Genomic DNA, 14,780 nt, shown 5'->3' on the forward strand with positions numbered 1-14,780 from the left:
GCCGCCTCCTTGCCGGAAGGTGCGCAGCCGCAGCCCGTGCAACGGGCTGAAGACGCTCTCTTTGCAGCGACTCCTTTTCTGGAAGAGTATCGCGTCATGTCAGCCCGTCCTGTTCCGCCATCGTCGGTGGCATCTGTTGAACAGGCCATCTCAACCTCAGCAGATGGAAGTCTCTAACCAGCCGCTTGTCTGCGCATGCCAAAATCCGACCGTCGCGATGGAGAGGCTGCATGGACTGGCCCGCCAAAGACCGGAATCCGCTCAAGTCCGCATCCATGGACCGGATCTGTCCTGACGTTGAGATTCATACCGATTGTGGTCCATTCCTAAACATGATTAAGAAACACAACTTTTATCATCCGATCCGCTTCTGAAAGCGGGGAACCAGTCGGTGTCTCATGCCTGGCCTTTTGAAAGAAGCAGACGAATGACCGGCTGGAGCCAGCGTCTGGCGCGTCTTTTCGAGCAACATCGGCAAAAGCTGGAATCTCTGGTGACGCGATCCACTGGTGATCGGGAAGTGGCGTCCGATATCGTGCAGGATGTATTTTCACGAGTGCTGAACGGCGATCAGGAAAGAACTCACGAAGAAAGCGTCAGGATCCTGTATGTGTCGGCCCGAAATGCGACGATCGACCATGTGAGGACGCAGAAGCGCCGACAGGAACTCCTTCGACGCATAATGCCGGAGCAACTTGCCTGCGATGTTCCGACACCGGATTCGATAGTTGCGGGCCGTCAGGCGCTTCTGGAGCTTGATCAGAAGCTCATGGAGCTGGGACGCATGACACGGGATATTTTCCTGTTGCGCCGGGTTCACGGCATGTCGAATGCCGACATCGGCAAACGATACGGCATTTCCGTGAGCTCGGTCGAAAAGCATGTTGCCCGCGCCATGCGCCATTGTCAGAAGGCGCTGTCCGACCGACCTGGCTGAGGCGAATGGTTTTTCATCTGTGAGGATTTTTTCCTCGGACGTTATCAGATTAAAAGGCTCGTTTATCCATTGGCCAGCTGGGATGAGCCGGGGGACGATAAGAGAGGTCGAGCCAGGGGGATGAATGCCGCCAAGCCGTAATACGACTGAGGAACAAAGGGATATCGCTGCACTGTGGCTGGCGAAGCAGACCGGCGGGTCGCTCACGCCTGATGAGCGTCGCGAACTGGAGCACTGGCTGAATGTCGATCCCGCCAACCGGTTGGCCTGGGATGAAATGCGGGTGCTTTGGGCGCGCCTGGAGAAACCAGCGCAACAGGTCGCGACCTCCTCACCTCCGCGCGGCGTGCTGGCCCGACAAATGATGTCGCCTAAGGCATGGCTGACGGCGACCTGTGCAGGCGCGGTCGCCGTGTTCGCGGTCTGGGTGGTCAATCCCCATTTTCTGGAAGATCTGCAGGCCGATGTCGTGTCGGGACACGCTTATGTGATGCCGGTGAGGCTCCCGGACGGCTCCGTGGCAAGGGTAGGGGCCGATACGGCGATTGCCTTCGACTTCGATACCACGCGCCGGCATGTGCGCCTGCTGCGCGGAGAGGCTTTCTTCGAGGTCACGCCAGGCAGCACGCCGGCCTTCACTGTCGATGTCGATGGCGACCAGATACGGGTGGTCGGGACGGGTTTCAATGTCGACCGCAGGGCCGGCCGGACGACGGTGGCGGTCGAGCACGGCGAGGTCGTGGTGAAGGGCGCCCATGACCGGACGTCCCGACATCTGACGCCGGGCCAACAGATAGCGGTCACCTCCGGGGCCGGAGGCACAGTGGAACAAGCCGACCTCGACGCCTCACTCGCCTGGTTGTCGGGGCGGCTGGTCGTTCGTCAGGTACCGGTTTCCGATGTCATTGCCGCGCTCGGCCGGCACACCTCACAGCGGCTTCTCGTGAGAGGAAGCGTTTCCGGCAGGCGGATTTCCGGCACGTTTTCGCTGGACGATATAGACGGGTCGCTCGACACGATCGCGGCTGCGGTGGATGCGACCGTCGTCCGCGCGCTGCCTCTCGTAACCCTCATGTTTTAAAGTCGTGCTTTTTTCTCAGGATTTTTTCACCCGACCATGAGGTCTTGCCTCCGTCATTCGTTTTAAGGGTAGGGGATGACGGATGTCCCCGCTCGCTCGGGGAGTCGTGATGTCGGGGTCGAACCACAAGAATCGTATCAGGAATGTCGCTGCGCTCCTGCTTTGCAGCACCGCAGCACTGGCGGCAATGCCGGGCTGCCCGGGGCTCGCCCATGCTCAGGCCTCGTCGAGTGAACAAGCCTATCAGTTCGACATCCCGGCAAAGCCGCTGGCTTCGGCTCTGGCCGATGTGGGGAAGGTTTCCGGCTGGCGTATCGCTTATGCCTTCGACCTGTCCGGCACCAGTGTCCCGCTCAGCGGCAGCATGACGCCGCAACAGGCGGTGTCGCGCCTGCTTGCCGGAACGGATGTGAGTTATCGTGTTTCGGGTCCCCGCTCGATCGTCTTGCAGGATCGCGTCTTAGCTGCCCACGCAACACCCGCCGCCGGCACTCCGCCACCAGACGGCTCGACAGTGCTCAACACCATCAACATACAGGGCGGCGGTGCGAGCACGGTCTACACGCCGTTCGAGACGGCTGCCGCAGCGAGCCACATTCCGGCCGAGCGCATCGAACGCTTCCGGGGATCGAGCCCGGCCGACATATTTCGTGGCACGCCGGGAGTGCTGTCAGGCGAGGCGCGCAACGGCGCTGGTTCCGTCGACGTCAACATTCGCGGCATGCAGGGGATGGGGCGTGTTCAGGTCAGCGTGGACGGCGCCGAGAACGCGCTTCAGATCAGCCAGGGCTATCAGGGCATTTCCAATCGCACCTTCCTTGACCCCGACCTGATCGCCGGCGTGGATGTCATCAGGGGCGCGGACGTTTCATCGCGCGGCATCGCCGGCAGCGTGGCTTTGCGCACTTTGACTGCCGACGACATCGTCAGGCCCGGCGACACCTGGGGGGTACGCGTCAAAGGCGGTTTCGGCACCAACACATCGAAGCCGGAGCAGGGGGCGGTTGGCGGCTATGCGTGGCCCATCGTTCCCTGGCTGGAGCCGAAGGTGCCTGTCGCCTCCGGTCAGGGTCTGGATCGTCCGGGACTTTTGCAGCCCAGCAGCGGCTCAGGCAGCGTCGTGGCCGCAACAAAGGATGAGAACTATGACCTGCTGGCCGGATATGCATATCGAAAGCAGGGCAATTATCATGCGGGCAGGAACGGGCCGGCAGCCTCGCCGGTCAATCTCGGGCCCCGGCCATACTGCTATTCTGGCGGCATCTGTGATGATCGCTCCTGGGAGAATTACTATCAGAATGAAGGAATAACCAACTATCGGCCCGGCGAGGAAGTGCTGAACACGCAGCTCGAAACGCAGTCGTGGCTGGCCAAAGCCACGTTGCATCTGGAGAACGAGCAAACGCTGCATCTTGGCTATACAGGTTTCCGCAGCGAGGGCGGAGACCTGCTGGCATCCCTGTTAAGCACCGAACGTATCCAGCCTGTGCAACAGCGCCTGACCACGGGGGTGGGGCTCGATACCGGCACATTGCGGTATCGCTGGCAGCCGGCGGACAACGATCTCATCGACCTGACGGTGAATGGCTGGGTGTCGCATCTGCGGCAGCGCTACGCACCGCGGGACCAGGGCAAAAACAAACCGGAAGATCTGGGCCTGCCAACCGACTTCCGCGCAGGCTCCGACTCGCTTCTGTGGGGCGGGGATGTCGCCAACACGTCGCGTTTCGATCTTGCCGGATATGGCTCGCTCGATCTTTCATACGGTCTTTCCTACACCGCCGAGGACACCAGCCCGACAAAACATGCTCTCGTGATGGTTCCCGGGCAAGGCAGCCGCGGGTCGGTCATCCGCGACGCCGCAAGGCAGGAGGCCGGAGCATATGCCCGCCTCGCTTACAAACCGCTCGACTGGCTGACGGTGAATGCCGGAATGCGCTATTCGCACTACTGGTCGGATGATCGCAAGGTTCCCATCATCGATTACGGTGCATCGCGCAAACGCAACGATGGTGGCTTCACCCCATCTGTCGGCCTGACGCTTGAGCCTCTCCGCGGCGTCCAGCTTTATGCGAATTATGCCAGCGCGATGCGCATGCCGAGCATCGTGGAGGCAGGCGGAACTTTCGTTGTGCCCACGGGAAATCTCAGCCCCGAGCGCAACAATAGCTGGGACGTTGGCGCGAACTTTACAACGGACGGCCTTCTGTCCTCCGGCGACAGCGCCATGCTCAAGCTTGGCTATTTCAACTGGGATGTGAAGGATTACATTTCGCGCGAATACGGCACGCTTGGCGGCACGCAAAATGTCGGCATGTATGTCCACAACATCGATCGGGCGAAATTTTCCGGCATCGAACTGACCGGCCGGTACGAGAACGGCGGCTTCACGGCAGAACTGAACGCAAACTATTATCTCGGTGTCGATTTCTGCTATGCGGCCGGAACCTGTGCCAATGCCACGCTCTATGGCGACTATGCCACCAATCAGGTCCCACCGGAATATTCCGTCGACCTGTCGCTGTCGCAGAAACTCTTCGATGACCGCCTGACGCTTGGCGGCCGCATGCTCCACGTCGGCCCCCGCGCTGCCGGCCATGGGCAGGTCACCACCACCGGGGCGATGCAGTTCATTTCGCTGGTGTCGTGGAAGCCATACACGCTGGTTGACGTATTCGCCGAATACAAGGTCACGGACAGTCTCACGGCAACTGTCCGTGTCGAGAACCTGACCGATCAGTATTATGTCGATCCCCTGAGCCTTGTCCGCCAACCTGGCCCGGGGCGAACATTCTATGCGGGCCTGACGGGTACCTTTGGCGGAAACCAGACCCTTCCGCATTTCTCAGCGCCCTTCATCCGGGACCTCAAGGGCGGCAAGGTGGACTGGACCGGCGCCTATGCCGGGTTCCATTTTGGCACCGGTGTTGGCCGCACATGGGGGAACACGACCTCGCTCGACGGCACGGCAACAGACGTAGCGGCAACGGAATCCGCCGATCTGAACCTCAACGGCATGAATTTTGGCGTGCAGGCCGGCTACAACTGGCAGTTTGGCAACGGGCTGGTTCTGGGTGCGGAGGCGGGCTGGACGAAAAGCTATCTCAATGGAGCGCAGGGGGCGGCAACGACGGAAAGCTGGACAAGCTCCGTTGGACTGCCCGGAGAAGGGCTTCAGGCGAATACCCACTACGATATCGACTGGACTGCCGCCTTGCGCGGTCGCGTCGGCTATGCGTTTGACAACAGGTGGATGCTCTACGGATCGGGCGGTGTCGCCTTTGCAAAGGAAACCCAGTGGCGGGATCAGTTTGCCATCCAGGAAGTCATGCAGGACACGACGGATGTGGTCTTCGTGGAGAAGGATTCGGCCACGCGCATCGGATATACGTTCGGTGGCGGTGCGGAATATGCGCTCAACGAGCGATGGTCCATCAATGCAGATTATTCATACAGCGGCTTTTCGCGAAAGGGCTTCAGGTTCGACAAGGCGCGTGCTGGCGTGACCCGGGACTACGTGACACAGGAAGTGATCGGCAAGGAGTGGAGGGAAAACCCGAACCGCGAGATATTCGGCGATGCGATGTGTGACATGATCCCGGGCTTCTGCGATCCTTTTGAGGCGGATGTCTACGGACCGGTTCACCATCAGGGCAGCCCCACAACGGGCCGCCGCGCGTCGAACGCGCTCGACTTCCACACCTTCAGGATCGGCCTGAATTACAGGTTTTGATCGCGAACCAGGGCCTGGCGCTCTCCTCGTCTGTGGGGAGCGTCACGAGCCTGTCTGGGATCATTGTCCAGCAAAATTCTTGACCAAAAGGGACTTGAGGCACATCGCCCTGCAGTTCTTCGGCCATCGGCTTCCGAGCTATTTGCTGCATGACAGCATGATGGAGGCAGACGGCGGAACGGGAGCGCTTGTCGTTCCGCCGTCTGCGCCCGCATCAAAAGGTCTGGAGTTTTAGCGATGCGTCGGCGAGAGCCTCCAGTTCCGAACTGTCGACCTCTCCTTTGCGAAGCGACGCGAATGCCTCTCCCAGAGCCGCGACGCCCTGCCGGATGCGTTCCGGCTCCTCGTAGGAATAGCAAAGGCGCAGCGCATTTCTGGAAGGCTCCAGCGGATAGGACAGGCGACCCGAATAGGTTTTCACGCCCTTTTTTATCGCAAGACCGGCCAGCATGTCGGCATCAATGTCGTCCGGCAGTTCCACCCAAAGGAAGTATCCACCCTGTGGAACATGGACGCTCGCTTCGGGCAGATGGCGGCGCAGTTCGTCTACCATCATGTCCCGATGAATGCGCAACTGGCGAATGATCGCGGTAATGTGGTGCGCCACCTGATTTCCGGCGAGGAGTTCGAGAAAAATGCGCTGATTGAAAGGACTGGTGCCGCCATCGGCCTTGTGCGCGGCCATACGCTCTATGATCGACGCGGAAGCAATGACCCAGCCGATGCGCATGCCTGGCGCCAGTATTTTCGAAGCCGTACCCAGCGCAATCACCACGCCGGACTCATCGAGGCTTTTCATGGGGGGCACCGCCTCGCCCTCGAAGCGGATACGCCGATAGGGGTCGTCCTCGACGATCACGAAGCCGAAACGCCGGGCGAGACGGATCAACTCGTGCCGCCTCTCCAGGCTTGTGGTGATGCCGGTCGGGTTGTGAAAATCAGGAACGTCAAACAGCAGCTTGGGCAGTTTAGCCCCCACGCTCTGAGCGGCCGCGAGCCTTTGTTCAAGCACATCCGCCTGCATTCCCTGCTCGTCCTGCGGGACGGCCCAGAGATCAGCCTCATGCGTGCGCAGGATGCTGAGCGCGGTCATATAGGTTGGCGCGGTGACGATGACGGTGTCACCCGGTTCGATGAAAACCCGGCAGGCAAGATCAAGCCCATGCTTGGCGCCGTTGACGACCATCACATTGTCGCGCGCGCAGACGATGCCGTCGGCGGCAACATAGTCGACGATCTGGTCGCGAAGCTCTTCCAGACCAAGGACGTCGGAATATTGCATCGTTTCCGTTCGGTGCGCCGCCGCTGCCTTGCCCGCCTCGATGCTGATATCAGGCAGGCAGCGTGGAAAGGCATAGCCTCCCGACAATTCGACAAGATCATTTGCTGCGGCATGGCTGGCATGGCTGGCATTCAGCGCGCGCGCGGCAAACCGATATGAGGGATTGTTTGGTGTCTCGATATTATGGTTTGCCATCTCACATAACTCTGCTCAGGAATGCACGGGTGCGTTCTTCTTTCGGATCGGTGAGGATGGAACGCGCGGCACCGCTCTCGACGATTTCGCCGTCGACCATAAAATGCACGGTATCGGCGACCTCACGGGCGAACCCGATCTCGTGGGTGACGAGGATCATCGTCATCCCTTCTTCGGCCAGCGTTTTCATCACCGCCAGCACCTCGCCGACCAGTTCCGGATCAAGCGCCGATGTCGGTTCATCGAACAGCATCAGGCGTGGCTTCATCGCCAGTGCCCTAACGATGGCAACACGCTGCTGCTGGCCGCCGGAAAGCTGCGCCGGATATTCGTTTTCCTTGGCGGACAACCCCACCCGGGCCAGCAATGCACGCGCATTCGCGGTCGCTTCCTTGCGGGAAGCGACACGCAGGATCACCGGCGCTTCGATAATGTTTTCCAGCACCGTCATATGCGGAAAAAGGTTGAAGCGCTGGAAAACCATGCCGATATGGGCACGCTGGCGTGCAAGCGCGGTTTCATCCAGTTCGTGGAACCGGCCGTTGCGTTCCTCGTAACCCATTGGCTGGCCGTCGACATAGATCATGCCGCGGCTCTGGGTTTCGAGCCGGTTTATGCAGCGCAGGGCGGTGGATTTTCCGGCTCCGGAAGGACCGATGATACACGCCACTTCGCCGTCCAGAACATCAAAGCTGACATTCCTGAGCACATTGACCGTGCCAAAAGACTTGGAAACGTTTTTGACCTCGACGACAATCTTTTTCATGGCGTTCCGGCTTTCCTGTTCCTGCTGCGCCCGAGCATGATGGCGAAGAAATCCCTGAGCGATTGCAGGGCCTGAGGCTCCTGCGTTTCAGCAAAACCACGCGAATAGCGGCGCTCGATATAGAACTGGATGATGCTGAACACCGTGGTCAGCAGCAGGTACCAGAGGCTCGCAACGACCAGCAGTTCGAGGATGCGGAAATTCTCGTTGTAGATCCGGGTGGCCTGGGTCAGCAGATCGCCCGCCGCGATCACCGAGATCAGCGATGACGTCTTGAGCAGCGAAATGAACTGGTTTCCGGTCGGCGGGATGATGATGCGAAGCGCCTGCGGAAGCACGATGCGCGACAGAACCCTGCCCGGCGGCATGCCGAGCGCCTTTGCGGCTTCGCGCTGGCCGCGATCGACACTCAATATGCCGGCCCGCACGATCTCGGACATGTAGGCGCCTTCGTTGAGGCCCAGTCCCAGCAGTGCCGTAAGGGTTGCCGTCATCAGCGCATTGGTTGAGATGTCGAACATCACCGGGCCGCCGGGAATGCCCAGCGATATGCTTGGGAAGATAATGCCGATATTGAACCAGAAGATCAGCTGCACGAGAACAGGCGTTCCCCGGAAGAACCAGATGAACGCGCCGGCCGTGCTGCGCATGACGGGATTGTCGGACACACGCATCACCGCAAGCATGATGCCCAACACCAGCCCGATCAGCATGGAACCGCATGTGATGTACAACGTGATCCAGACACCCGTGAGAATGCGTGGATCAAACATGTAGGCCGGCACCGTCGAAAAGTGGAATATCTCGTTGCGCGCCACCTGCCAGACCAGCAGGACTACCAGCAGTGCGATGAGCAGGCTGAACACCCACCGCCCCGGGTGGCGTCGGGGGACGATCTCGTAGTCATCCTTTATCATTGTCGCTATTTGCTCCGGAGAAATAGGGCGTGACCCGGAAGGCACCGGGCCACGTTTCAGGTGTAGGTCAGCGGGCTGCCGCGTTGACGGTTGCCTTGCCGATCGCGATCTGGCTCACGTCGTATTTTTCGAGAATGCGCCCATATTCGCCGCTGGCGATGATGGCATCGAGACCGCGCATCAGCGCCTGAGCCAGCGCTTCGCGGTTCTTTGCGATCGCCATGCCATAAGGGGCAGCGGAGAACTGCTCGCCGACAAGATCAAGAACGCCGTCGGATTGCTGCACCTTGTAGGCTGACAGCGGATAGTCATGGATGATCACGTCCGCACGGCCGCCGCGCAGCTGAAGCATGGACTGGGTGGCTTCAGGAAATTCGTTGACCGTGACGGCAGGCCGTCCTTCAGCAACACATTTCTCCGACTGTCGTTTCGCATAGGTTGTGGCAAGATCACCGGTCTGCGAAGCAACGATCAGGCCGCAGATATCATCAATACCCTTCACGCCCTTTGGATTGCCTTTGGCGACGATAATGCCTGAACCGACATCGGCGTAATTGACGAAATCGACGACCTGCTGGCGTTCCACGGTGTCGGTGATGCCGGTCATACCGACATCGAAGCGGCCAGCGCTGATGCCCGGAATAATGCCATCGAACTTGATGTTGACCCACTCGACCCTGAGCCCAAGTTCCTTCGCAATCGCTTCGATGATCTCGGCGTCGATACCGACATAGGCACCGCTGCTGTCAACCGAGACGATCGGCGGGAAGGAAGCGGTCGCCGCGACTGTAATGGCGCCTTCCCTGATCAGGCCGAGATCCTGATCCTGCGCGGAAGCAGTCGTAACTGCGCCGAGGGATACGGTGAAAACCACCGCCGCCATGGCAGAAATTCCGCGGCAAAAAGTGCGTGTTTTGTTCCTGATTGACATAAGCTTCCCCTTTTCCAATTCGAGTTTCTTATACAGGTAAAGCTGACGAACTTCCCTGTTTATAAGGATGGGCCTATGTTTCATTCAGTATCCGCGAACTGTCCAATCCTATTATTGGTATGAAATATAAGGTTCGCTTATAGAAGGGAGGCCACATGAATCTGAAGCAGCTTGAGGCGTTCAGGGCCGTCATGATCGCGGGCAGCATGGTTGGCGGGGCCAGACTTCTGCGCATCTCCCAGCCTGCTGTCAGCCAGATGATCCGCCTCTTCGAGAAGCAGGCGGGGATTCAGCTTTTCCGCCGCCACAACGGCAAGATTTCAGCCACTCCCGAGGCGGACATTCTTTTTGCCGAGACCGAACGCGTCTATTCGGGGGTCAAGATGCTTGAGCGGCTGACCGAGGGCCTGCGCCACAACACCTACGGGACATTGCGCATCGCCGGCTTCCCGGCAATCAGCCGGCAGGTTCTGCCGAGGATCATCTCGCAGTATTGCCGAGAGCGGCCGGAAGTGAATGTCACACTGGATTCCATCCAGTCGCGCAATATCGCGGATCTCATCGCGCGGCGCGAGGTCGATCTTGCCCTGTCGGTCCTGCCCAGTGATCGCGACGAGGTGGAGGGACGCATCGTCGGCACCCTGAGGGCGGTCTGCATTCTGCCGCACACTCATCGCCTGCGCGATCGCGACGTTATTCACGCCAAAGACCTTGAGGGGGAGGCGTTCATCTCCCTTGGCGGGACAGATCCCTCCCGCATGATGATTGATGAGGTTTTCGAGACGCTCGGCGTCAACCGCCGGCTTCATGTTCAGACGACACAGTCCGACATTGCCTGCGGCTTCGTCGCTGAGGGAACAGGTATATCCATCATCGATGAACTGACGATGTCCTGGTACGGTGCCGAGCGGATCATCGCACGTCCCTTCGAGCCGGGCGTATCCTTCCGGGTCTGGCTTCTCCAATTGCGCACCAGCCGGCAATCACGGCTGGTGAAAAGCTTCTCGGAACTGCTTCGCGACCAGATCCCCGGCTTCCTTGGATGACAGGAAGCCGGCATGCGGGGGAGGGAAAGCGTAGCGAGAAGGTCCGGTCCCTGCACGGCAACCCCCTGTACCGCAACGCGCACGCTTTCATTGAGCCCGGACCAAAACATCATGCTCTTCAGGCCAGCCGCCCTGATTGTGCAGTTGCGTTGCGGATCGCCGGCTCCGTGCCGTCAGCATCTTTAAATTCGAACCCGAAATGGCCCTATCGCGACAGCCGGCCTTCGTCGTCGATCAGGGTGAGCCGGCAGGGTGCGGCGTCGCCCCAGCGCCAGAGGACCAGATTGAGGTCGTCATCGCTCGCCCCATGGGCGAAGCTGCGCACCAGCAATCCGTGGTAGCCGGCGGCCAGAAGCCTTGCGGCGAAGGCCTGCGTCGGGGCTTCGCCGGTGGCTTTCATCTGGTCGCGCCAGGTGGCGTCGGCAAGGGCTTGCGGGGTCATGTCTTCGGCCCGCAGGGCGGTGGCGTCCCGGCTGTCGAAGACATTCCCGATGTCCGCCTCATAGGCGACGAGGGTGGTCGGTTGCAGCGAGCCGACCTGATTGGCCTCGCGCAAGGCCGTCATGATCGACAGAGACGCATAGAGGGCGGGCGTTCCCTTGCGGTTGAAACGGCCGCCATAAAGCTCGGCGCCGCGGCCCGACAACGGCTCGCGCGCATAGATCGGGTTCAGCGCCCGGTAGAGTGATCCGCGATACTCCATCTGCGTTTCAAGCGTGCACGCCGGCGTCGACCGCGTCGATATAGTCGAGCACTTCGTCGGCCCGGCCGTCGCGCACAAGCTGCATGGCCGTGAGGCCGGAGAAGCCCGGCAGCGGTTCCGACCGGTACCACGCATAGGCCATGAGCGCCGAGCCGAACCGGGGCTCGACCTTGTTGACGATCTCGGTCATCTCGCGCAGGCGCCGCTGCGTCTTGTCCGAACGAATGCGGTCCTTGCGCTGGATCGCATCCTTGCCGAGCCCCGCCGTGCGCGCGATCTCCTCGCTCGTCGTGCGCAAGGCGCTGGCGATCTTGCGTGGCGAGAACAGTCCGTCATCGGCATACTGAGCCAGACCCATCTGCTTGCCTCCATTCGGGAATGCCAATTATTATGACGCAACATAGCGTCAGAATTTCCGGATTTCAATGGTTCGTGGCGGACGGCTTCGGCAACCCGCATATGCGCTGTCGTGCAAACAATCGTTCCCTGCCGGCAAAGACAAGCTTTTACGCAGGGCCTAGCTTTCCGGCTGCACGGTGCAAAAGACACCGGCAGTCCGCTCCGCAAGAAAGAGCGGGCCGTGTCAACGAGGCTCGGGAACGTCTCGGAAGCGCACATATCGCGACGAGGCTTCGCGCTGCGAGGGGAAAAACCCATGTCCGGAAAGATTTCGATGGAAGAGGTCGATACGCTCGACTTCTCGACGACGGCTGTGCCGCCGAATGCACGCATGCCGAAATTCGGCCTGACCATGGCCTGGTGGGCCGTGTGCAGCGCCCTGTTCTATATTGTCGTCGGCGCGGCGCTCGCGCTTGGCTTCGGCAGCAAAAATGCCATCATCGGCATGGTGCTGTCGGTGATCGCCTATTCCGCGGTCAACGCGGTGCTGAGCCGCTATGCGATCAGGACCGGCCTGTCGGTCGCCCTGTTCTCGCGCGTGCTGTTCGGCAATGTCGGCGCGGGCATCGCCACGCTCATCTTCTGCGCCACGGCCATCTATTATGCGGTGTTCGAGGGCTCGGTGATCGCGGTCGGCATCAACACGGTGTTTCCGTCCGTCGCCTATCCGGTGGCGGCGCTGATCGTGGTGCTCTACAGCGTGCCGCTGATCTTCGGCAGCATCCAGAGCTGGCTCGACAAGTTCAACGGCGTGCTGCTGCCCTTCTACATTCTTGGCCTGATCTTGGCGGTGGCGCTCGCCATCGGCGAATATGGCTACAGCGACAAATGGCTCAATCTCGGCCCGGAGGGCGGCGCGCCCGCTTCCGGCTGGTGGTCCTGCTTCGTCGCCTATATGGGCGTGTGGGTGCTGATGATGTTCACCTTCGACTATGCCCGTTTCGGCCGGCAGGAGGATGCGGACTATCACGCTTACTTCAACTTCGGCACGCCCTTCTACCTGATGGTCTTCGTGGTGAGCGGGCTGTTCGGCATGTTCATGGTCGCCACGGTGCCCGATGTCGGCGCGACGGAGGTTTCGGTGCTGCTGGCGCTTCTCAAGCTGATGGGCATCTGGGGGCTGGCGTTCGTGTGGATCACCCAGACCCGCATCAACACCGCCAATTATTATCTGGCGGCGGTGAACATGGAGGCGCTGGTCGCGGCCTTCGGCAAAATGCCCTTCGGCCGGATCGGCTGGGCGATTGCCGTCGGCGCCATCGTCTATGTGCTGATGCTGGCCGACGTCTTCGCCTATCTGCTTCAGGCGCTGGCCTATCAGGGCATATTCGTCGTCGCATGGGTGGCGGTCGCCATGGCCCATATTCTCAGCGATCGCTACGACCGGCTTTCCGGCGGTACGGTGGAATACCGATCCGAACAGGTGCCGGCCTTCAATCCGCTTGGCCTCACCGCATGGTTCGGCGCGGCCGCCATCGGCATCCTGCTCCACGTCCCGGGCGGAAGCTATGCGGATTTTTCCGCTCCGGCCACGGCTGTCGTCGCTTTCGCAATCTACGCGGCGGGTCTGCGCAGCGCCAGGCGATCCTGGTTCTTTGCGGCAGGATGACAACGCCCCGCACCTGCCGGTTCAGGCCGGCGGGTGCGCCCGGACACAAGACAGGGTGCACACAGATGCAAGACTCGGCAGCATGGCGAAACTAGCGTATTCCTATGACGAGACTATTGCAGGAGACGATAGCTCGGGGTTCCGGGGAAATGTGTTCGACGGCGGCGCGATATTGCGCCTGACCACGGAATGGGAGGTTCGAATGGACATCAGATATTCCACCGCCGATGCCAGTCCTGCCGCGCGCAAGCGTTACTGGAACGAAGCCGTATCGCAGACCTATTTCTCGCTCGACCTGACCTTCAGGAACGAGCCCCGCTTCGACGGCTCCCTCAATAACTGGAACCTCGGCACGCTGTCGCTGTCGCGGCTGGCATCGGACGGCTTGCTCTATCGCCGCCACAAGCACCATCTGCTGCACGAGCGCGACGAAAGCTACCTGATCACCGTGCCGGAACGCGCCGACGTGCATTTCCTGCAGGATGGCCGCGAGGCGCATTGCAAGCCCGGCCAGATACTGGTCGAGCGCAGCCATCTTCCCTATGATTTCTCCTATGCCGAGGCCAATGCGCTGTGGGTGCTGAAGGTGCCGGGCAGCGTGCTGCGCTCGCGCGTCGTGCTGCCGGAGCGGCTGGCGTCCCTGAGCTTCGACGCGACCTGCGGGGCGGGCGCATTGTTCGTCGACATGATGCGTCTGGTCGCCGCGCGGCTGGAGGAGATGGACGATCAGGCGCGCACCATGTCCGGCCGCCATCTGGTCGACATGCTCGCCATGGCGGTTTCCGCCGACGAAAAGATGCTCAACGCCAATGCGTCCTCCGTGCAGATGGCGCATCTGTATCGCGTGGAGAACTTCATCCGTCTCAATCTGGCGTCCCCCTCGCTCAGCCCTCAAACCATTGCCGACGCCTGTGGCATTTCCGTGCGCTATCTGCACCAGCTTTTCACCGGCTTTGGCCGCTCGGTGAGCGAATGGGTGAAGTTGCAGCGGCTTTTGATGTGCAGGCAGATGCTGTGCGATCCCGCCTGCCGGAAGAAGGTTTCGGAGATCGCCTATGAATGGGGCTTCAGCGATCAGGCCCAGTTCAGCCGGCTCTATCGCGCCGAGTTCGGTGAAACGCCAAGCGGGACGAGAGAGCGAAGCCGCATGACATCGCCCTGACTGACAGCGCCGGCATAAC

The 14,780-nt window shown here is 60.7% G+C and carries 12 protein-coding genes; 6 read left to right on the forward strand and 6 right to left on the reverse strand.

Annotated features, from left to right (window positions below):
- Positions 1-427 precede the first annotated feature (427 nt).
- From AC5XE7_RS02820 to AC5XE7_RS02830, 3 genes are all read left to right on the forward strand, one after another.
- Positions 428-937 (forward strand): RNA polymerase sigma factor, encoded by a 510-nt coding sequence (locus AC5XE7_RS02820; protein WP_495364695.1) that lies wholly within the window; start codon positions 428-430, stop codon positions 935-937.
- Positions 938-1,061: 124 nt separating this feature from the next.
- Positions 1,062-2,018 carry a FecR family protein gene (locus AC5XE7_RS02825; RefSeq protein ID WP_495364696.1) on the forward strand — a complete coding sequence of 319 codons (957 nt, stop codon included), beginning with the start codon at positions 1,062-1,064 and terminating at the stop codon, positions 2,016-2,018.
- A 109-nt stretch (positions 2,019-2,127) separates the two neighbouring features.
- Positions 2,128-5,751, forward strand: coding sequence for a TonB-dependent receptor domain-containing protein (locus tag AC5XE7_RS02830; protein ID WP_495364697.1), 3,624 nt, complete (start codon positions 2,128-2,130; stop codon positions 5,749-5,751).
- A gap of 214 nt (positions 5,752-5,965) precedes the next feature.
- Here AC5XE7_RS02830 and AC5XE7_RS02835 read toward each other — a convergent pair whose 3' ends face one another.
- The 4 genes from AC5XE7_RS02835 to AC5XE7_RS02850 form a co-directional block, all read right to left on the reverse strand.
- Entirely contained in the window at positions 5,966-7,228 is a 1,263-nt protein-coding gene (locus tag AC5XE7_RS02835) for an aminotransferase-like domain-containing protein (protein WP_495364698.1), read from the reverse strand.
- Between the two features lies 1 nt (position 7,229).
- Positions 7,230-7,994, reverse strand: coding sequence for an amino acid ABC transporter ATP-binding protein (locus AC5XE7_RS02840; RefSeq protein ID WP_495364699.1), 765 nt, complete (start codon positions 7,992-7,994; stop codon positions 7,230-7,232).
- Entirely contained in the window at positions 7,991-8,911 is a 921-nt protein-coding gene (locus AC5XE7_RS02845) for an amino acid ABC transporter permease (RefSeq protein WP_287942766.1), read from the reverse strand. Before AC5XE7_RS02845 ends, AC5XE7_RS02840 begins: the two co-directional genes overlap by 4 nt.
- A gap of 67 nt (positions 8,912-8,978) precedes the next feature.
- Positions 8,979-9,794 carry an ABC transporter substrate-binding protein gene (locus AC5XE7_RS02850; RefSeq protein ID WP_287942768.1) on the reverse strand — a complete coding sequence of 272 codons (816 nt, stop codon included), beginning with the start codon at positions 9,792-9,794 and terminating at the stop codon, positions 8,979-8,981.
- A gap of 203 nt (positions 9,795-9,997) precedes the next feature.
- Between AC5XE7_RS02850 and AC5XE7_RS02855 the strand changes: the two genes are divergently transcribed.
- The gene (locus tag AC5XE7_RS02855; RefSeq protein ID WP_151654458.1) at positions 9,998-10,888 is read left to right on the forward strand and encodes a LysR family transcriptional regulator; all 891 of its coding nucleotides are present in this window, start codon (positions 9,998-10,000) and stop codon (positions 10,886-10,888) included.
- Positions 10,889-11,093: 205 nt separating this feature from the next.
- Here AC5XE7_RS02855 and AC5XE7_RS02860 read toward each other — a convergent pair whose 3' ends face one another.
- Together AC5XE7_RS02860 and AC5XE7_RS02865 are read right to left on the reverse strand one after the other, a co-directional pair.
- Positions 11,094-11,591 carry an RES family NAD+ phosphorylase gene (locus tag AC5XE7_RS02860; RefSeq protein WP_495364700.1) on the reverse strand — a complete coding sequence of 166 codons (498 nt, stop codon included), beginning with the start codon at positions 11,589-11,591 and terminating at the stop codon, positions 11,094-11,096.
- Positions 11,592-11,598: 7 nt separating this feature from the next.
- On the reverse strand, positions 11,599-11,949 hold the full coding sequence (locus tag AC5XE7_RS02865) for an MbcA/ParS/Xre antitoxin family protein (RefSeq protein WP_151654462.1): 351 nt from the start codon (positions 11,947-11,949) through the stop codon (positions 11,599-11,601).
- A 297-nt stretch (positions 11,950-12,246) separates the two neighbouring features.
- Between AC5XE7_RS02865 and AC5XE7_RS02870 the strand changes: the two genes are divergently transcribed.
- Positions 12,247-13,599: a purine-cytosine permease family protein gene (locus tag AC5XE7_RS02870; RefSeq protein ID WP_495364701.1), complete on the forward strand. Its 1,353-nt coding sequence runs from the start codon at positions 12,247-12,249 to the stop codon at positions 13,597-13,599.
- A gap of 202 nt (positions 13,600-13,801) precedes the next feature.
- Entirely contained in the window at positions 13,802-14,761 is a 960-nt protein-coding gene (locus AC5XE7_RS02875; protein WP_183831986.1) for an AraC-like ligand-binding domain-containing protein, read from the forward strand.
- Positions 14,762-14,780 lie beyond the last annotated feature (19 nt).

The organism is Aquamicrobium sp. YD-1-mutant5 (assembly GCF_059509755.1).